Source organism: Imbroritus primus, from assembly GCF_964332355.1.
GTDB classification, from domain to species: Bacteria; Pseudomonadota; Gammaproteobacteria; order Burkholderiales; family Burkholderiaceae; genus Imbroritus; species Imbroritus primus.
The window spans coordinates 1,361,493-1,381,873 of the sequence record NZ_OZ201293.1 but is presented as its reverse complement, the minus strand read 5'-3'; the positions used below and the strand labels follow the sequence as shown (position 1 = coordinate 1,381,873).

Genomic DNA, 20,381 nt, shown 5'->3' with positions numbered 1-20,381 from the left:
TTGCAAACGTCACTTCGCGCTTCGTGCAAGCTTTTCATATTCACGCTATCCATCAGGCCAAAGGCGTGGAAAATTGTGTCGCCCCAATCGTTGGGCTCCTCAGCAGCCAGTTGCCGGATTGGCTGCGTTGACCGGCCTGAGCCAACCATCTCCGACACCCATCATGACCGTCTCGCGCCCACCCCTCATGCGTCGTGCTGCCGCGGCGGCTGGCCGGGTCTTGCGCAGTGCGCACACAAGGCTCAACCTGCACTTACGCCCGCTTCGCTATCACGTGCTGCGCCAACTGATCAGACTGCCTCGTTTCGAGGCGCGTTGCATGCTGATCCTGCCATGCCTGATGTGTCTCCCCATGGTCATGGCAGGCGCCTACCTGCTCAGTCAGGGCCATTGGCTCGCCGGACTCGCTGGCGCCGGATTGGCGGGCGCGGCATGCATGCGGGCCACGCGTTGGCTGCAACGGATTCTGAGGCTGCCATTGCGTCTAGCGCGTCCCACACTCTGACAGCAAGCGCGGCAGCAATCGGGCCGCGCCAGACTCAACACTTTTGACGCAAACCTTGGCGGGTAAGCACCTCCCTTGCTAGGATGAACGGCCCGTCCCAATCGCGGGACACGACGGCTCAGTCCGGGAGCGCGCATGGAAAACCTGTCACACCTGCTGGTCGACCCCGCTGCATGGGCGGCCCTCGCTACCCTCATTGCCATGGAAGTCATCCTTGGCATCGACAACCTGATTTTCATCTCCATTCTCACCAACAAGCTGCCCGAAGCACAGCGCGCCCGGGCCCGGCGGATCGGCATCAGCGGGGCGCTGGTGCTGCGGCTGGCCTTGCTGGGCACTGTCGCGTTCATCGTCCAGCTCACGACGCCGCTCTTCACAGCCTTCGGCCAGGATTTCTCGTGGCGCGACCTGATCCTGATCGCCGGTGGCGCTTTCCTGGTCTGGAAAGCCACGCGCGAGATCCATCATCACGTCGACCCGCCACCTGAAGGCGACATGTTCGGGAGCCCGCAGGCCGCGCTGGCCTTTTCCGCCGCCATCGGGCAGATCCTGCTGCTCGACATCGTCTTTTCCATCGATAGCATCATCACCGCCGTGGGCATGACGGAACATATCCCGATCATGTTTGCCGCCGTGATCGTGGCGGTTACCGTCATGTTGCTAGCCGCGACGCCATTGGCCAATTTCATCGAGCGCAATCCGACCATCGTGATGCTGGCACTGGGCTTTTTGCTGATGATCGGCATGACATTGCTGGCCGAAGGCTTTGGCGCCCACGTGCCCAAGGGCTACATCTACGCAGCCATGGCGTTCTCGGCCACCATCGAAGGTCTCAACATGCTGGCGCGCCGGGCGCAACGCAAGAAGAAAGCTGCCGGCAGTGCCTGACGTTGAAGAACGCGCGTATCCACCTGGGGCAGGCATGTCTCGCAACACGGTGGATACGCGCAGGACGTCACATCCACAGATATCCCCTCTGACTGCAAGCTTCAGCACACTTGGGGTATTGTACAGCCTGGCGGTTAATTGCATTTTATAAGCAAAAGCAGGCGGCATCACGCCGCCTGTTCCTGTACTGCCGCACCGGATACCGGTTACCTCGGTTACCGGTCGTCGATCAATCCGCCCATGGCTGTGCATGAGCCAGGACGTGCTCGGATGGACAACCGCCCTGTGCTTTTTTCTTACGCCCTCGCCGCGATCATTTCTTGCGGGCCGGCGGCACGTCGGTACATACGCCCTCGTAGATCTCCGCGGCCATGCCTACCGATTCGCCCAGGGTTGGGTGCGGATGGATGGTCTTGCCGATGTCCACGGCGTCTGCGCCCATCTCGATGGCGAGGCACACTTCCCCGATCAGGTCACCGGCATGCGTGCCGACGATGCCGCCACCGATGATGCGATGCGTCTCTTCGTCGAACAGCAGCTTGGTGAAGCCTTCGTCGCGGCCGTTGGCAATGGCACGTCCCGAGGCTGCCCATGGGAAAACGCCCTTGCCGTACTTGATGCCCTGCGCCTTGCACTGCTCTTCCGTCAGGCCTGCCCAGGCCACCTCGGGATCGGTATAGGCCACCGACGGAATCTGCTTGGCATCGAAGTAGGCTTTTTCGCCATGTGCCGCTTCGGCCGCCACGTGGCCCTCATGCACCGCCTTGTGGGCGAGCATGGGTTGTCCGACGATATCGCCGATGGCGAAAATATGCGGCACGTTGGTGCGCTGCTGCTTGTCGACTTCGATGAAACCGCGGTCGGTCACGGCTACACCGGCCTTGTCCGCACCGATCTTCTTGCCGTTCGGGCTGCGGCCAACGGCCACCAGCACCATGTCATAGCGCTGCGGCTCCGATGGTGCCTGCTCCCCTTCGAAGCTGACGTAGACGCCATCCTTGCGCGCTTCCACGCCGACGGTACGGGTCTTCAGCATGACCTTGTCGAAACGCGGCTTGTTGACCTTTTCCCAGACCTTGACGAGATCGCGGTCCGCGCCCTGCATCAGACCGTCCAGCATCTCCACTACATCGATGCGCGTGCCGAGCGTGCTGTAGACCGTGGCCATCTCGAGACCGATGATGCCGCCTCCGATCACCAGCATGTTCTTCGGGATCTCGCGTAGCTCGAGGGCACCGGTTGAATCGACGATGCGCGGATCTTCCGGAATGAACGGCAGCTTCACGGCCTGGCTGCCGGCCGCGATGATCGCCTTCTCGAAGCGGATCACGGTTTTCTTGCCGGTGCGCGCCTGCGCCTCGCCATCCGTCAACTCCACTTCGAGATGATGCGGATCGAGGAAAGTGCCAACGCCACGCACCACCTGCACCTTGCGCATCTTCGCCATGCCGGCAAGACCGCCGGTAAGCTTGCCGATGACTTGTTCCTTGTAGCCGCGCAGCTTGTCGAGATCGATCACCGGTTCGCCAAACGACACGCCATGCGCCGCCATCGCCTTGGCCTCGTCGACCACGGCTGCGGTATGCAGCAGCGCCTTGGACGGGATGCATCCGACGTTGAGGCATACACCGCCAAGCGTCGCGTATCTCTCCACGATGACCGTGCTCATGCCAAGGTCGGCGCTGCGGAACGCGGCGGAGTATCCACCGGGGCCAGCACCCAGCACCAGCATATCGCAGGTGATGTCAGCCGAACCGCTGTGTTGTGCTGCAGCGGGCACGGCCACGGGCGCGGCAGGCGCTGCACTCGCAACGGGCGCCGCTGGCGCAGCGGCTGGCTGCGGAGCAGCCGGTGCGGCTGCCGTGGCGGCCTGTGCTTCGACCGTCAGGATCAGGCTGCCGGTATTGACCTTGTCGCCGACCTTCACCTTGACGTCGACCACCTTGCCGGCCGCCGACGAGGGCACGTCCATGCTGGCCTTGTCGGATTCCAGCACGATCAGCGACTGCTCGAGTTCGATTGTATCGCCCGGCTTGACCAGGACCTCGATCACATCGACATCACCCGATTCGCCGATATCCGGCACCTTGACTTCAATCTGGCTCATCTGTTTCTGTCTCCTGTCGGCAGCGTCACAGCAGCACGCGGCGGAAGTCCGCCAGGATGCCGGCAAAGAATGCGTTGAAGCGGGCTGCATCGGCGCCATCGATGACGCGGTGGTCATACGACAGCGACAGCGGCAGCATCAGGCGCGGCTCGAACGCCTCGCCATTCCAGACAGGTTTCATGACCGAGCGGCACACGCCGAGGATGGCCACTTCCGGTGCATTGATGATCGGCGTGAACGTGGTCCCGCCAATACCGCCGAGCGACGAAATCGAGAAGCAGCCGCCCTGCATCTGGTCGGACTTGAGCTTGCCGTCCCGCGCCAGCTTGGCCAGTTCGCCCATTTCCTGGGCGATCTCGATCACGCCCTTCTTGTCGGCATTCTTGATGACCGGCACGACGAGGCCATTCGGGGTATCAGCCGCAAACCCGATGTTGAAGTACTTTTTCATCACCAGGTTGTCGCCATCGAGGGAGGCATTGAAATTCGGGAATTTCTTCAGCGCCGCGACCGTGGCCTTGATCATGAAAGCCAGCATGGTGACCTTGGTGCCCGACTTCTCGAATTCCTTGTTCAATTGCACACGGAAGGCTTCCAGTTCGGTGATGTCCGCTTCGTCATTGTTGGTGACGTGCGGGATCATGACCCAGTTGCGATGCAGGTTCTGCGCGGAAATCTTCTTGATGCGCGACTGCGGCACCGACTCGATCTCGCCAAACTTGGTGAAGTCGATCTTCGGCCAGGGGATCAGCCCAAGCTCGCCACCACCGGTCGCAGCCGCCGCGCCGCCGCGCGCCGGATTGGCCTGCTGGCCGGTCATGACGTTCTTGATGAACAGCTGCACGTCCTGCTGCGTGATGCGGCCCTTGGGACCGGTACCCGGCACATGGTGGACATCAACGCCAAGCTCCCGGGCAAACTTGCGCACCGAAGGACTGGCATGGGCAGCCTTGCCGGTGACACCCTGGCTTGCCGAAGCGGAGGCGGCAGCCTGGGCAGGCTGAGCGGATACAGGTGCAGCCGCTGGCGCGGGAGCCGAAGCAGCCGGGGCGGGCGCAGCCACCGGGGTAGCAGCCGCCGGGGTAGCAGCCGGCTGCGCAACAGCTGTGCCGCCTGTGCCTTCCAGCAGCAGAATGACGGCACCTTCGCCAACCTGATCACCGACCTTGACGCGAATATCCTTGACAATGCCAGCGGACGGCGACGGTACATCCATGGTCGCCTTGTCGGACTCGAGCGTGATCAGCGAATCCTCGGCGGCGACCGTGTCGCCAACCTTGACGTGAATTTCAATGACGGGCACCCCGTCATAGTCGCCAATGTCCGGTACCTTGACCTCCACGGTGCCACCCGCGGCGGCCGGTGCAGCTGCGGCAGCTTGCGCTGGCTGGGCAGCCGGTGCAGCAGCAGGTGCGGCTGCCGGCGCATTGTTCGCCGGAGCAGGCGCAGCCGGTGCGCTCGCTGCCGCCTGCGGGGCCGCTTCCGCGCCCGACTGTTCCAGCAACAGGATCAGCGCCCCTTCGGCCAGCTGGTCGCCCACCTTGACCTTGACCTCCTTGACCACGCCGGCTGCAGGCGACGGTACATCCATCGTCGCCTTGTCGGATTCGAGCGTGATCAGCGAATCCTCGGCTGCCACGGTATCGCCCGGCTTCACATGCACGTCGATGACCGGTACCGCATCGTAGTCACCGATGTCCGGTACCTTGATTTCGATTGTTTGACTCATTATTCGATGTCTCCTGAGCTGGCCACCGGGGCTTAAACGCTCATCGGGTTCGGTTTGTTCGGATCCAGGCCATACTTGGTGATGGCCTCGGCGACCTTCTCGCGCGGCAGCGTGCCCTCATCGGCGAGCGACTTGAGCGCGGCGACGGTGACCCAGCGACGATCGACCTCGAAGAAATGACGCAGTTTCTCGCGCGTATCGGAACGGCCAAACCCGTCGGTGCCTAGCACGGTGTAGCGGCCCGGCACGAATGGACGGATCTGGTCGGCAAAGGCGCGCACATAGTCGGTGGCGGCGATGACCGGCCCCTTGGCATCCTTCAGGCACTGCTCCACATGCGATTCACGCGGCTTCTCGAGCGGATGGAGCATGTTCCAGCGCGCCACGTCGTGGCCATCGCGCGCCAGTTCGGTAAAGCTCGGGCAGCTCCACAGGTCGGCTTCGACGCCCCAGTCCTGCTTGAGCAGTTCGGCAGCGGCGATAACCTCGTTGAAGATCGTGCCGGAACCGAGCAACTGCACGCGCGGCGCCTTGCCCTTGGCAGCGCCCTTGCGAAACGCGTACATGCCCTTGATGATGTCCTGCTCCACACCTTCCGGCATGGCCGGATGCTCGTAGTTCTCGTTCATCACCGTCAGGTAGTAGTACACATCCTCCTGCTCGGCATACATGCGGCGCATGCCGTCCTGGATTACTACGGCGAGTTCGTAGGCAAACGTCGGATCGTAGGAGATACAGTTGGGGATGGCGGCCGACCAGATGTGCGAATGCCCATCCTCATGCTGCAGGCCTTCGCCGTTCAGCGTGGTGCGGCCAGCGGTACCGCCCAGCAGGAAGCCGCGCGAACGCATGTCGGCGGCCGCCCAGCACAGGTCACCGATACGCTGGAAGCCGAACATCGAATAGAAGATGTAGAACGGCACCATCTGCACGCCATGCGTGGAGTATGAGGTAGCCGCGGCGATCCAGTCACACATCGCACCGGCCTCGTTGATGCCTTCCTGCAGCACCTGGCCCGTCTGCGATTCCTTGTAGAACATGAGCTGGTCATGGTCTTCAGGAATGTATTTCTGGCCCTGCTGATTCCAGATACCGATCTGGCGGAACAACCCTTCCATGCCGAAGGTACGCGACTCGTCCGGCACGATAGGCACGATGTGCTTGTTGATGGACTTGTCCTTCAACAGGATATTCAGCACGCGCACGAATGCCATCGTCGTGGAGATCTCGCGGCCTTCGCCGGTCGCCTTGAGCAGCGCATCGAACGCGGACAGCGGGGGCACGGCAAGCGGCTCGGCCTTCTGGCGACGCACCGGCAGGTAACCGCCCAGCTCCATGCGGCGGGCGCGCATGTACTCGAGTTCCTTCGAGCCTTCCTCGAACTTGAGGTACGGTACTTCCTCGAGCTTGTCGTCCGGCACCGGCAGGTTCCAGCGGTCGCGGAACTTGCGGATGGCATCCACCGGCATTTTCTTCTGCTGGTGGGTGATGTTCATGGCCTCGCCTGATTCGCCCATGCCATAGCCCTTGATGGTCTTGGCGAGAATCAACGTCGGCTGGCCCTTGTGCTGCGTGGCCGCGTGGAAAGCAGCGTAGATCTTGTGCGGATCGTGCCCGCCACGGTTCAGGTTGTTGATGTCCTCGTCGGACCAGTCGGCCACCATGGCCTTCAGCTCCGGCGTATTGAAGAAATGCTCGCGCACGTATGCGCCGCCCTTGGCCTTGAAGGTCTGGTATTCGCCGTCCACGCATTCCATCATGCGCTTCATCAGCAGGCCCTTGGTGTCGCGCGCCAGCAGCGAATCCCAGCGGCTGCCCCAGATGACCTTGATGACATTCCAGCCCGCACCGCGGAATTCGGATTCCAGTTCCTGGATGATCTTCCCGTTGCCACGCACCGGTCCATCCAGGCGCTGCAGGTTGCAGTTGATGACAAACACGAGGTTGTCGAGTTTTTCACGGCCAGCCATGCCAATCGCGCCGAGCGACTCCGGCTCGTCAGTCTCGCCGTCACCCAGGAACGCCCAGACCTTGCGACCTTCGGTGGTGACCAGTCCGCGGGAATGCAGGTAGCGCATGAAGCGCGCCTGGTAGATCGCCATGATCGGGCCAAGGCCCATCGATACAGTCGGGAACTGCCAGAAATCGGGCATCAGCCACGGGTGCGGGTACGAGGAAATACCGTTGCCGTCCACTTCCTGGCGGAAATTGTCGAGTTGGTTCTCGCTCAGGCGGCCCAGCAGGAAGGCGCGCGAATACGTGCCCGGCGCAGAATGGCCCTGCACAAAGATCAGGTCGCCGCCGTGCTTTTCCGAAGGGGCATGCCAGAAATGGTTGTAACCGACGTCATACAGCGTGGCCCCCGAGGCGAACGAGGCGATATGGCCGCCCACGTTGGTGTGCTTGTTGGCACGCAGCACCATCGCCATGGCATTCCAGCGCGTGTACGAGCGGATGCGGTGCTCGATATCCTGGTCGCCCGGAATGCGGGCCTGCTGCTCGACAGGGATGGTATTGATATAAGGCGTTTCCGCATGGAACGGCTGGGTCACGCCATTCACGCGGGCAAATTCGATCTGGCGGTCGATCAGATAGGCGGCGCGGTCGCTGCCTTCTATCCCGATCACGCTTTCCAGCGCTTCCAGCCACTCCTGGGTTTCCTGCGGATCGGCGTCATTGCTGGCAACTGAACTACCGAGAACCTGTTCGGGTACGGCGGACATATCTGTCTCCTATGCTTATGGCATTTTTGCGTGTTCGGGAAACCCAGGCACTGGTTCGGAGGGCGGTCCTGATAGGGCCGCACGCGTCCCCTGGAGGACTTTCCCGGATGAGCCGATTCTATGGGGGGCTAGCAGGCAAGACAAGTCAATTTTTCAAATTACGGTATAGTTTCTTATAATGTGAAATAATGCGGCATCGCAATATGAGTTAGTTGCAGTGCAATATGTGCTGTTCGGCGATATTCGCAACATTTTTACGGATACCCGTTTGAGCACAGACAGCACAATGCGCGTGCCGCGACGCATCCAAGCCGTCCGGCGGAGAACGCCACAAGTGTGCTCGGCACCCTCCGGGCCAATGTCCCGCCTGTCGCTCCGGACAGTGCATCAGGACAGCACCAGACATACCAGTATGCGGTTGGACAAGCCATCCGCCCGAACTTTCCCCAAACCCGCTCCACCATCGCAGTACCGGCACCACCAAGCCGGTGCCACCCATCGCGGCAACATCACGGATCTGTGACGAGGCCAATCCGGTCTTCGACCCGCCCGGCCGATCCCCTAGGCGCTTTCCCTCAGCGACGCGGGCCCTGAATGCCGGTACACTGCGGGTCTTAACCCTCTGTCATCCATGCCGTTATTCCAGCGCCTGCGTCAACGCTTCCGCTCAGCTTCCGCGCCCCTCCATCCGCGCGACCCCCAATTGCCATCGGAAAAACTCGATGCGGCCGCGGCCGAACTGGCGGGGGAGTATGCCGCCACATCCACCCGCCGCCCGAAGGGACTTTGGCGCCTGCGCTGGTGGCGCAGCTGGCGATCTGGCTGGTACATCCTCGTACCGGTGGTCGCCATGGTGCTGTTTGCCTGCAGCATGGCACTCATCCTGTGGACACTGCACCAGACAGAAATCCAGCAGCAACGCGACTCGCTGTACCGCGATGCAGCGTGGGCCCAGCAGAAGGTCCGCCTGAGCCTGCTCAGCAACCAGGATCAGCTGGCCTCGCTGGCGCGCGACATTGCCGCCGCGCAACTGGACCAGAACGCCTACCGCGTCACCGCACAGGAAATCTTGCGCGAACACCCCGAGATCGTTTTCATCAACTGGCTCGACGCGGGACGCCGCACGCGCTGGGCCCTGCCCTCCACCTCGGAGTTCGCCTCGCGCATGCGCGAGACGCCTGATGAGCCGGTCGATCCCGACATCGCGGTGACGTTCGAAACCGCACGCGAGACGCAACGCGTGGTCTACTCGCGGCCGCTGCTCAATGCCCGCGGCGAAAGCTTCATGCTGCTGCTGGTCCCGATCGTGCGCGACAACGACTTTCTCGGCACGCTGAGCGCGGTGTATTCCATCAACGGCATCCTGACGCATCTGATGCCGGCCGAACTGACCGAGCGCTACAAGTTCTCGCTGATCGACAAGAACAATATCCTGCGCGCCAGCACCTCGCGCCGGCCGGCGCCGAACCCGTCGCTGAGCTACGAGGTGCTGCTCGATCCCCCAGGGCACTCGTTGTCGCTACGCGCAGATGCCTATCCACCGCGCTCGAACCTGCCGAACACCATGATGGCCTGGCTGGTGGGCGGGCTGTCGTGCTTCGTGCTGTGGAGCCTGTGGTCTGTCTGGCGGCACACCCGGCAGCGGGCCGAAGCACAGCGCGCGCTGCTTGAGGAAACATCGTTCCGGCGCGCTATGGAAAACTCCATGCTGATCGGCCTGCGCGCGCTCGATCTCAGCGGCCGCATCACCTATGTGAATCCCGCGTTCTGCCGGATGACGGGCTGGTCCGAAGCCGAGCTGGTCGGCCGTTCCCCGCCGTTCCCGTACTGGCCACCGAACCGCGACGCCGAGATGCAGCAGCGCATCGACGACACCTTGGCGGGCAAGGCGCCGCCGACCGGCTACGAGATGCGCGTGATGCGCCGCAACGGCACGAGTTTCTATGCCCGCATGTACGTCTCGCCCCTGGTCGATGGCCGCGGCGTGCATACCGGCTGGATGAGTTCGATGACCGACATCACCGAGCCCAAGCGGGCCCGGGAAGAACTGGCCGCCGCGCACGAGCGCTTCACCACCGTGCTGGAAAGTCTCGACTCCGCAGTGTCGGTGGTCGCCCCGGTCACCGGCGAACTGCTGTTTGCCAACCGTTACTACCAACAGCTGTTCGGCAATGGCGCGGAAGGCCACCTGGCGCTCGAGGATACTGATCCGGAGCAGAATACCGGCGACGTCACCGATTACGTAGACGCCTTCGCCGGCCTGCCCGCCTCGGAACTGACGACCTTCAGCACCGATGCGCGCGAGGTCTATATGCCGGATATGCAGAAGTGGTTCGAAGTGCGCCGCCGCTACATCCAGTGGGTGGATGGCCATCTCGCGCAGATGCAGATCGCCACCGACATCACCAGCCGGCGCATGGCCGAGGACATGGCACGCCAGCATGAGGAGCGCCTGCAGTTCACCAGCCGCCTCACCACGATGGGCGAAATGGCTTCCTCGCTGGCGCACGAACTCAACCAGCCGCTGGCCGCCATCAGCAACTACTGCATGGGTGCGGTGGCACGGTTGCGCTCGGGCCGCAGTTCGCCCGAGGACCTGATTCCGGTGCTGGAGAAAACCGCCACCCAGGCCGTGCGCGCGGGTACCATCATCCAGCGCATCCGTGGCTTCGTGAAGCGTAGCCAGCCGCAGCGACGCGAGACGATACTGCGGGACATCGTCGAGGATGCGGTTGGCCTGGCCGAAATCGAAGCTTCGCGGCGCAAGGTGACGCTGGTCACGCGCCTGCCGGCAGGCAATACGATCCTCTTCGTCGACCCGGTACTGATCGAACAGGTGCTCGTGAACCTGCTCAAGAACGCCGTCGAAGCCATGGGCATGCTGCAGGGCTTCCGGGCGACCGGCGTGGTCCGCCTGCACGCCCAGGAGGCCGATTCCGAGCTGGGCCGCGTGGTCATGATCGACGTCATCGACCAGGGCCCGGGCGTGGACGAAGCCACCAAGGAGCGTCTGTTCGAGCCATTTTTCAGCACCAAATCCGATGGCATGGGCATGGGCCTGAACATCTGCCGCTCGATCATCGAATCGCACCAGGGACGCCTGTGGGTCGAAAACAATGCCGACGGCGTCGGATGTACGTTTAAAATCATGCTGCCGCTCACACCCGTGCTGCACGATCAGTAAATCGACAACCGGAGTTAGACATGACTGCCTCGTCCACCACCGCCAGCCGCGCCGAAACCGTCTTTGTCGTCGACGACGACGAAGCCGTGCGCGACTCGCTGACCTGGCTCCTCGAAGGCAACGGCTACCAGGTCCGCTGTTTCGACAGCGCCGAACAGTTCCTGGCCGCCTACGATACCGCCCAGGTCGCGTGCCTGATCCTCGACGTGCGCATGCACGGCATGAGCGGACCGGAACTGCAGGACCGGCTGGTCGCCGAAGGCAAGGCGCTGCCCATCGTCTTCGTGACCGGCCATGGCGACGTGCCGCTCGCGGTGTCGACCATGAAGAAGGGCGCCATCGATTTCATCGAGAAGCCGTTCGATGAAAGCGAGCTGCGCACACTCGTGGAACGGATGCTGGACAAAGCCCGGGCCGACTTCTCCGCCGCCAGTGAACAGAAAGCCGCCCAGGATCTGCTCTCACGCCTCACCACGCGTGAGCAGCAGGTGCTCGAACGCATCGTCGCCGGCCGCCTGAACAAGCAGATCGCCGATGACCTGGGCATATCCATCAAGACCGTGGAAGCCCATCGCGCCAATATCATGGAAAAGCTCAACGTCAGCACGGTGGCCGACCTGCTGCGCCTGGCGCTGTCCAAGCCGCAGTCCTGATCCGGCAACGCTGCCAGGGACACTGCGGGCCTGGCAGCGCCCAGCTCGTCCGGTGCCAGACCCAAGCCCACCTGCCTCTCTGCCCCCCAACGCGCCCACGCCCCCTTCTCTGCGCCACATCAGCCGAGCGATGTCCTGCCCGGCCATGCGCCGCATTTCTGCCGCCACGGCGCGGCGCTTTATAATGTGCGGGAATCCGGGCTCCCTGAGCGACCATCGAAGCCCGCAGCCCCTTTCCAGACACTTCTTTCGGTATCCCACATGCCCGCCCAACTGATCGACGGTAACGCCCTTGCCAAGAAACTCCGCACCGAGGCCGCCGCACGCGCCGCAGCCCTGACCGCCAAAGGCCACCAGCCCGGCCTGGCTGTCATCCTGGTCGGCGAAGACCCGGCCAGCCAGGTCTATGTGCGCAACAAGATCAAGGCATGCGAGGAAAATGGCTTCTACTCGGTGTTCGACCGTTATCCCGCCGACCTGACCGAAGCCGGCCTGCTGGAACGCATCGCCGAACTCAACGCCGACCCCAAGATTCACGGCATCCTCGTACAACTGCCGCTGCCCAAGCATATCGACAGCCACAAAGTGCTCGAGGCCATCGCACCCGCAAAGGACGTGGACGGCTTTCATGTCGCCAATGCCGGCGCACTGATGACCGGCGCGCCGCTGTTCCGTCCCTGCACGCCCTATGGCTGCATGAAAATGCTGGAATCCATCGACATGCCATTGCGTGGCGCCGTAGCCGTGGTGGCAGGCGCATCGAACATCGTCGGCAAGCCGATGGCCATGATGCTGCTGCAGGCAGGAGCCACGGTCACGATCTGCAACAGCAAGACCCGCGATCTCGCAGCGCACACGCGCGAGGCGGACATCATCGTGGCGGCTGTGGGCAAGCGCAACCTGATTACCGCGGACATGGTCAAGCCCGGCGCCGTGGTCATCGATGTCGGCATGAACCGCAACGACGAGGGCAAGCTGTGTGGCGACGTCGACTTTGCCGGCGTGCGGGAAGTGGCCGGCTGGATCACCCCCGTGCCGGGCGGCGTGGGTCCGATGACCATCACCATGCTGCTGATCAACACGCTGGAATCGGCAGAACGCGCAGCCGCCTGAGCATACCCGTGCATGCCGGAGCACATCCGCAGCGGGGTTGGAATCGCATGAACCGCCCCTATCTGCTATGTGTCTGAACTGTTCTACCCCTGACGGATTGCCCTTATGACGCCTGCCGACAACCCCCTGCTCGACTTCAGCGGCCTGCCGCGCTTCGACGCCATCCGCCCGGAACACATCACGCCGGCACTCGACCGCCTGCTGGCCGATGCCCAGGCCGCCGTCCAGGCCATCGAAAACGATACCGCACCGGCAACATGGGATACGGTACTGACGCGCCTTGAAGCCGCCACCGAGCCGCTCGGCCGCGCCTGGGGCATCGTCAGCCATCTCAGCGCTGTGGTCGATACCCCGGCGCTGCGCCAGGCCCATGCGGAAAACCTGCCGCGCGTGACCGAATTCAGCGCCGCGCTGGGACAGAATCTCGCGCTTTACCGCAAGTACAAGGCGATTGCGGAAGGTCCGGAGTTTGCTGGTCTCTCACCGGCACGCAAGATGCTGCTGGAACATGAACTGCGCGGCTTTCGCCTGGGCGGCGCCGAATTGCCGGAAGACCAGAAGGCGCGCTTTGCCGAAATCCAGGAAGCCCAGGCCAATCTGAGCAAGGCCTTCTCCGACCATGTACTCGATGCTACCAATGCCTACGCGCTCTTCATTGAAGATGAAGCACGCCTGGCGGGCGTCCCCGAGGATGCGCTGGAAGCCGCCCGTGCCGCCGCCGAGAAGGACGGCAAGGCGGGCTGGAAATTCACGCTGCATTTCCCGTCTTATTTCCCTGTGCTGCAATATGCAGACGACCGCACCCTGCGCCAGACGCTGTACGAAGCCAACGTTACCCGGGCCTCCGAGCTGACCGCCTACAACCAAGGCAAGCCTGAGTGGGACAACAGCGCCAACATGGTCGAACAACTGGCCCTGCGGCAGGAAGAATCGCGCATGCTGGGCTATGGCAGCTTCGGCGAACTGTCGCTGGTGCCCAAGATGGCGGAGTCGCCGGAACAGGTCCTGACCTTCCTGCGTGAACTGGCCGACAAGGCCCGTCCCTTCGCGGAAGCCGACTGGGCCGAACTGCAAACGTTCGCCCGTGAATCGCTTGGCCTCGACAAGCTCGAACCGTGGGACCTTGCCTACGCTTCCGAGAAATTGCGCGAGCAACGCTATGCGTTCTCGGAGCAGGAAGTGAAACAGTACTTCCCCGAGCCGCAGGTATTGGCGGGGCTGTTCGACGTGGTCCAGACACTGTTCGATGTTGTCATCGCCGTAGATGAGGCGCCCACATGGCATCCCGATGTGCGGTTCTACCGTGTTTCGTCGCGCGATGGCCGCCTGCTGGCGCAGTTCTATATCGACCTGTATGCCCGCGAAGGCAAACGCGGTGGCGCCTGGATGGACGATGCGCGTGGCCGCAAGCGACTCGGCAATGGCAGCGTGCAAACGCCCGTGGCCTACCTGACCTGCAACTTCTCCGCACCAGTCGGCGGCCGGCCGGCGCTGTTCACGCACGACGAAGTCATCACGCTGTTCCATGAGTTCGGCCACGGCCTGCACCACATGCTGACGCAGGTCGAGGACCTGGGCGTATCGGGCATCAATGGCGTCGAATGGGATGCCGTCGAACTGCCCTCGCAGTTCATGGAAAATTTCTGCTGGGAATGGGAGGTGCTGTCGCGCATGACGCGCCACGCCACCACCGGTGAGCCATTGCCCCGTGCGCTCTACGACCGCATGCTGGCCGCGCGCAATTTCCAGAATGGCATGATGACGCTCCGCCAGATCGTGTTCTCGGTCACCGACATGCAACTGCACACGGACTTCGATCCCCGTGGCAAGCGGTCGGTACTCGAACTGGCTCGCACCGTGAACGATACTTTCCATGTCATCCCGCAGGCGACGCTGTCGCGCTGGCCGAATTCCTTCTCACACATCTTTGCAGGCGGGTACGCCGCTGGCTACTACAGCTACAAATGGGCCGAGGTCCTGTCCGCCGACGCCTATGCCGCCTTCGAGGAAGCGGCGCAGACACGCGGTACGGTGCTCGACCCGGAAACCGGCATGCGTTACCGCCAGGCCATCCTTGAAGCCGGCGGCAGCCGTCCGGCGATGGAATCATTCAAGGCCTTCCGGGGCCGCCAGCCGACCATCGATGCGTTGCTGCGCCATGGCGGCATGGCCGCCTGAATGCCATTATCGGCGGGCATTTCCCCTTCCGGGCCAGGTAGTGCGACAATAGCGGCTGCAACGCGCCCTGCCTGGCACGTTCCGAACGGATGCCGGCAAGGCGTTGCGCAGGGTGCCGGGGATCTGCCCGGAGCCCCAGACACCCACAGAAGACGGAATGAAGCTCGCCACCTGGAATGTCAATTCGCTGAAAGTGCGCCTGCCACATGTGCTCGACTGGCTGCTGGCGCAGGAGGATAGCGACCAGCCCATCGACCTGCTCTGCCTGCAGGAACTCAAGCTGCCGGACGACAAGTACCCCCTGGCAGAACTCGAAAGCGCAGGGTTCCACAGCATCTACACCGGCCAGAAAACCTACAACGGCGTCGCCATCCTGGCCCGCACGACCAGCCTGCCCACCCCGACCGACGTCGTACGCAACATCCCTGGTTTCGAAGACACCCAGCAACGCGTGGTCGCTGGCACCTACGCAACAGCCGGTGGACCACTGCGTGTCATTTCAGCGTACTTCCCCAATGGCCAGGCCGTCGGTTCCGACAAGTTCGCCTACAAGTTGCGCTGGCTCGAGGCGCTGACCGCGTGGCTGCGGGACGAGCTCGCGCGCTATCCGCAGTTGGCGCTGCTCGGCGACTACAACATCGCCCCGGAAGACCGTGACGTGCACGATCCCGCCAAGTGGGAGGGCGAAAACCTGGTGTCCCCCGAAGAACGCGCTGCCTTCCGTGCGCTCGAAGGGCTCGGACTGACAGATGCCTTCCGGCAATTCGAACAGCCCCCCAAGCTCTATAGCTGGTGGGACTACCGCATGCTGGCCTTCCGGCGCAATGCGGGCCTGCGGATCGATCATATCCTGTTGTCCGATCCGCTGGCCAAGGCCTGTACCGCTTGCACCATCGACAAGGTGCCACGGACATGGGAGCAGCCCTCGGACCATACGCCCGTCGTTGCCACCCTTTCCCTCAATCCCCTGCCCTAAGACTGTTTTACCGTGCGCCCAGATTTCGCGTCTCTCATGTTTAGGTGGCTGCCAGCCTGGCGCCACCGTGTATCACGGGAGACGCTGCGTGCGGATCTCATCGCCGGCCTCCTGGGCGCTCTGCTCGTGCTTCCCCAGGGCGTGGCATTTGCGACCTTGGCCGGTCTGCCGCCCCAGTACGGCATCTACACCGCTGTGGTGCCGTGCATCGTCGCCGCACTTTTCGGATCGAGCTGGCACGTCATGTCAGGGCCGACCAATGCCAATTCGCTGGCCCTGTTCGCCATGCTCTCGCCCCTTGCGCTGGCGGGCAGCCCCCAGTACATCCAGCTCGTGCTGGCCGTCACGCTGCTCGTGGGCATCATGCAGCTGGCGATCGGCGCGTTGCGCCTCGGCATGCTGGCCAATTTCATCTCGCCATCCGTCCTGCTCGGCTTTACCTGTGGCGCCGCAATGCTGATCGCGCTGTTTGCACTGAAGGACTTGCTGGGTCTCGAAGTGCCAGCCGGCACCAAGGCCTTCGGCGTCGTGCGCCATGTGTTCACCGACTACGCCGACATCAACCTGTCCGCGTTCGCGGTCGGCGTCGTCACGCTGATCGGCGCGCTGGCGGCGCGGCGCTGGCTGCCGCGCACACCCCATATGCTGCTCGGCCTGATTGCCGGCTATGCCATGGCATTCCTGCTCAATCACGTGCGTGAAGCCGGCCCCTTCCATCATGTGGCCGTGGTCGGCGCGATTCCCGCCGCGCTGCCGCCCTTCACCAATCCGCTGCTGTCGTGGCATGCGTTTGGCGACATGCTGGGTATCGCCGCGGCGTTGACCATTGTCGCGCTCGGCCAGGCCATTTCGATTGCCAAGGCCGTCGCGCTGCGCTCAGGCCAGCATATCGACGCCAACCGCGAATTCATCGGCCAGGGGCTCTCGAACATTGCCGGCTCGTTCTTTTCGTCGTATGTGTCGTGCGGCTCACTGAACCGCTCGGTGCCGAACTATGAGGCTGGTGCACGTACACCGCTCGCTGCGGTATTCTCTTCGGCCTTGCTGGTGGGACTGGTTGCCATCAGCGCGCCGCTGCTCGGGCAGATTCCGCTGGCGGCCATCGCTGCAATGCTGCTGCTGGTGTCGTGGAGCCTGTTCGATTTCGAACGCTTCCGCCAGATCCGCCGCCTGAGCAATACCGAATTCCTTATCGCGCTCAGCACCTTTGCCGCTACCCTGGTCATGCGCCTCGAGATTGCCATCCTGCTGGGTACGATCCTGTCGCTGGTGGCGTATCTGCATCGCACCTCGCGCCCTGGCGTGCGGCCAATGGTGCCCGATATCGACGATCCGGCGCGCCGCTTCACACCGCTCAATGAGTTACGCCGTCCGCAGCCCGAATGCCCGCAACTGAAGCTCGTCCGCGTGGAAGGTTCGGTGTTCTTCGGTGCAGTGGCCTATGTCACCGACCGTCTGCACAGTTTCCGGCGCCAGGCGCCGGAGCAGCGCCATTTGCTGGTAATGACGAAGAGCATGAACTTCATCGACCTGGCCGGCGCCGAGATGTGGGAAACAGAGTGCCGCGAGCGCCGTGCAATGGGCGGCGACCTGTACTTCCACCGTCCCCGCACACAGGTCATGGAAACATGGCGTCAGACCGGCTTCATCGAGCGGCTGGGCGCCGACCACATCTTCTCCAGCAAGGAAGAAGCGGTCCACCGCATCTACGAACACCTCGATCCCGCGATCTGCGCGCGTTGTACCGCCCGTGTGTTCGATGAGTGCCGTCAACGACAGGCGCAGGCAGCCCAGTCCGCTGCAGCAGGCTCGACGGCCATGCCGGGAACGAACGACGGTGATGCAAAAACGGTGTGAAGAAAAATGAACCGGGAGTGCGGAGCCGCTTGATCCGCTGATCCGACAATCTCATGCGAGACTGTCGCTCGACAACGTTTGCGGCGACCGGCACCCGTGCGGTGAAAAACTACAGAAGATGAGCCCGCTTGATGACTACCGGCTCGGGCGCCCCTTGGGCGATCAGCGTCGCCGCGGCGCGCTGGATGATGTCCTGGCCAGCACGGAATGCGGCTTCCAGCGATAACACCTGATCAGCGCTGAAACCTTCCCACAACGCTTCCCGTGTCACCACGCAGGTGACCTTTTTACCATCGACGATGGCCTGGAACAGCAGTCCCTCATTGTTGATGTCGTAGCTTTCTTGCTCTTGGAACTTGATGTCCATCGATACAGCCCTCCGATTGCAAGTGAGACAGGATGCTAACACGATCAGCCGCGAACACCGGTGAAAAACCTTGCGGTGCGCTTGGCGTCGCTTCGTTCGGCATCCCCTGCCGCACTGTTACGCCTCGCTCTGCAGCCATGCTGGCTGTCTGGCAAACGACGGTTCGAGTCTCAACAATACCATGCCGCGCCGATTTTCATCAGCTACGGCGCGAGCGCGTCATACTTGTCCCGCGCGTCTTTGGCGATGCGCTTCATGGCGTGTCAGCCATTGATACCACAAGAACGTGACAGCACACGCAATCCACATCGACCATAAGGTGTGCGAGAGAAAATGCGCGCCGCGCAGTTGCTGGATCCCGCCCACCACGCTGCCCAACAGTAGAGCCATGATCGCGACAATACATGCGCGGCGCGGCTGCGATGGCAACCAGAGCGTACACAGGCTGACCAGCCACAGTACGCTTGTCGCATGGCCCGCCGGAAAGCAATGCCCTGCAGCGACCCCAGCGGGCATCGCCTCGAGCAGATGGACATAGGGGGCGCTACCGCCATAGTCGACGATATCCCACGGACAGTGGGAGGCGCTCATGCGCTTCAGCACACTCACCACCATCGGCACGCTGATGGAACAGGCCGCCACGACGCGCAGCCGCGTGCGCAGGCCGGCCGATATCGAGGCCAGCGGACGCCATGCGTCCCGTAGCACCAGTATCACGATGCCAGCGCCGAGGACCAGCATGCACCACTTCAGCCACTGGTGTGCGAGGACTTCAGCAAACCATGCGTGTCGCAAGGGAAATCCGCCGGCGGCCGGGTCATAAATGGCAGCCGCCAGCCTAACATCGAGCCGGGTCGTGCCCAACCAGAGCAGGAATATTGCACTAAGCGCGAGCACCGCGATTCCTGTCCACGCAAGACGAGCCGATCGTGTATCGAACAACATCATGGTGCCGTCTATGCAAAAAAGCGCAGGTAGGCAGCCATGAGCCACACGCCTGCGGCAATGAGCAGGCTGAAGAATACTGCCGCACTACCGAGGTCTTTCGCACGGCCCAGCAATGGATGATGCTCAAGCGAAATCGCATCGGCCAGCGCTTCCACCGCCGAGTTGACCATCTCGATACACCATACCAGCACGATGGAGACTGCCATTAGCACGCCATACGCCAGCGAAGGCGCGAGCCAGATACCAAGCGGCAGCAGGATCAGCGCCAGCCAGACCTCCTGGCGGAAGGCGGCCTCATGCCGCCAGCCAGCCTTCAAGCCAAGCAGCGAAGCGCGCGTGGCACGTGCGAGCCGGCCGGCGCCGGGTGGGTGCTTGAAGGCACTGGTGCCGGTAGATGCCGGGCCATGCGTGGAATGCGGATCAGGAGCGGTCATGCTGACAATCGAAGCGGATCGGATCGGGGGATCAAGTTTCGGCGGGACGCCGCCACACGCTCGCCAGCCACGGCTGCTGCTCGCGCGGCAGCCCGGCAGGACGATAGTAATGTTCGAGCTCGACAAACCCCGCATCCGACATGAATGCCCGCCACTGATCGAGATCATGGAACGTGCCGTAACGGTCGCCGCTCCAGCCTTCCTGGTTGGCGCCCCTGGGGTTGGAGCAGAATAATACGCCTTCTGGCCGCAATGTCGCATACAGGGTACGCAAGACGCCAGGCAACGCGCTGCTCGGAACATGGAACAGGCTGGCATTGGCAAAGACGCCATCGAACATCCCTGGCGGCAGCGCCAGATGCAGGAAATCCTGATGCCAGACAGTGCATCCAGACGCCTGCCGCGCCATCTCGACGAACCGTTCCGCGCCGTCGACACCAACTGCCGTGTGGCCCAGCGCGGTAAACGCCATCAGGTCGCGTCCCGGTCCGCAGCCGAAATCGAGAATGCGGAATGGTGCTGGCCCCGTGATGAAGCGCAGCAGCGCGGCGATATTCTGGCTGACATCATGATCCCACGTGCCGGTGCGGAACTGCTCGGCATGCGTGTTGTAATGCTGCAGGGTACGTGCGGAAATATGGGCGAGATCTTCAGTGGTCGAGGCCATTTGCGTTATGCTTGGGTCTTTCGCAATCCTGCCCCCATCATACTGGGATGCA

The 20,381-nt window shown here is 62.9% G+C and carries 14 protein-coding genes; 7 read left to right on the top strand and 7 right to left on the bottom strand.

Annotation, left to right across the window (positions count from 1 at the left end):
• Positions 1-640: 640 nt before the first annotated feature.
• A complete protein-coding gene (locus ACQ3C8_RS06360) occupies positions 641-1,393 on the top strand; it encodes a TerC family protein (RefSeq protein ID WP_428852864.1) in 753 nt (250 codons plus the stop codon).
• A gap of 313 nt (positions 1,394-1,706) precedes the next feature.
• Here the strand turns inward: ACQ3C8_RS06360 and lpdA are convergent, their stop codons facing one another.
• From lpdA to aceE, 3 genes are read right to left on the bottom strand one after another with little or no spacing between them, the layout of a single operon-like run.
• On the bottom strand, positions 1,707-3,500 hold the full coding sequence (gene lpdA / locus ACQ3C8_RS06355; RefSeq protein WP_428852863.1) for a dihydrolipoyl dehydrogenase: 1,794 nt from the start codon (positions 3,498-3,500) through the stop codon (positions 1,707-1,709).
• A gap of 25 nt (positions 3,501-3,525) precedes the next feature.
• Positions 3,526-5,229: a dihydrolipoyllysine-residue acetyltransferase gene (gene aceF, locus ACQ3C8_RS06350; RefSeq protein ID WP_428852862.1), complete on the bottom strand. Its 1,704-nt coding sequence runs from the start codon at positions 5,227-5,229 to the stop codon at positions 3,526-3,528.
• Positions 5,230-5,261: 32 nt separating this feature from the next.
• Complete coding sequence (aceE, locus tag ACQ3C8_RS06345) at positions 5,262-7,952, bottom strand: pyruvate dehydrogenase (acetyl-transferring), homodimeric type (protein ID WP_428852861.1); 2,691 nt, start codon at positions 7,950-7,952, stop codon at positions 5,262-5,264.
• Positions 7,953-8,583: 631 nt separating this feature from the next.
• Here aceE and ACQ3C8_RS06340 point away from each other — a divergent pair.
• The 6 genes from ACQ3C8_RS06340 to ACQ3C8_RS06315 all read left to right on the top strand — a co-directional run bounded on the left by ACQ3C8_RS06340 (position 8,584) and on the right by ACQ3C8_RS06315 (position 17,913).
• Entirely contained in the window at positions 8,584-11,136 is a 2,553-nt protein-coding gene (locus ACQ3C8_RS06340; RefSeq protein WP_009522504.1) for a PAS domain S-box protein, read from the top strand.
• A 20-nt stretch (positions 11,137-11,156) separates the two neighbouring features.
• Positions 11,157-11,789, top strand: a complete 633-nt coding sequence (locus ACQ3C8_RS06335; protein ID WP_009522503.1) for a response regulator transcription factor — start codon at positions 11,157-11,159, stop codon at positions 11,787-11,789.
• 261 nt (positions 11,790-12,050) lie between these two features.
• A complete protein-coding gene (gene folD / locus ACQ3C8_RS06330; RefSeq protein WP_009522502.1) occupies positions 12,051-12,902 on the top strand; it encodes a bifunctional methylenetetrahydrofolate dehydrogenase/methenyltetrahydrofolate cyclohydrolase FolD in 852 nt (283 codons plus the stop codon).
• Positions 12,903-13,007: 105 nt separating this feature from the next.
• The gene (locus ACQ3C8_RS06325; protein ID WP_428852860.1) at positions 13,008-15,080 is read left to right on the top strand and encodes a M3 family metallopeptidase; all 2,073 of its coding nucleotides are present in this window, start codon (positions 13,008-13,010) and stop codon (positions 15,078-15,080) included.
• Positions 15,081-15,237: 157 nt separating this feature from the next.
• Positions 15,238-16,056, top strand: a complete 819-nt coding sequence (xth, locus tag ACQ3C8_RS06320) for an exodeoxyribonuclease III (RefSeq protein WP_009522500.1) — start codon at positions 15,238-15,240, stop codon at positions 16,054-16,056.
• Between the two features lie 36 nt (positions 16,057-16,092).
• Positions 16,093-17,913, top strand: a complete 1,821-nt coding sequence (locus ACQ3C8_RS06315; protein ID WP_428852859.1) for a SulP family inorganic anion transporter — start codon at positions 16,093-16,095, stop codon at positions 17,911-17,913.
• Between the two features lie 109 nt (positions 17,914-18,022).
• On the opposite strand, the gene ACQ3C8_RS06310 is transcribed toward ACQ3C8_RS06315, so the two are convergent.
• The 4 genes from ACQ3C8_RS06310 to ACQ3C8_RS06295 form a co-directional block, all read right to left on the bottom strand.
• Positions 18,023-18,280, bottom strand: coding sequence for a DUF1488 domain-containing protein (locus ACQ3C8_RS06310; RefSeq protein ID WP_009522498.1), 258 nt, complete (start codon positions 18,278-18,280; stop codon positions 18,023-18,025).
• 219 nt (positions 18,281-18,499) lie between these two features.
• Positions 18,500-19,228 carry a phosphatase PAP2 family protein gene (locus tag ACQ3C8_RS06305; protein WP_428852858.1) on the bottom strand — a complete coding sequence of 243 codons (729 nt, stop codon included), beginning with the start codon at positions 19,226-19,228 and terminating at the stop codon, positions 18,500-18,502.
• 8 nt (positions 19,229-19,236) lie between these two features.
• Positions 19,237-19,662: a diacylglycerol kinase gene (locus ACQ3C8_RS06300; protein ID WP_428852857.1), complete on the bottom strand. Its 426-nt coding sequence runs from the start codon at positions 19,660-19,662 to the stop codon at positions 19,237-19,239.
• Between the two features lie 31 nt (positions 19,663-19,693).
• Complete coding sequence (locus ACQ3C8_RS06295; RefSeq protein ID WP_428852856.1) at positions 19,694-20,329, bottom strand: class I SAM-dependent methyltransferase; 636 nt, start codon at positions 20,327-20,329, stop codon at positions 19,694-19,696.
• Positions 20,330-20,381 lie beyond the last annotated feature (52 nt).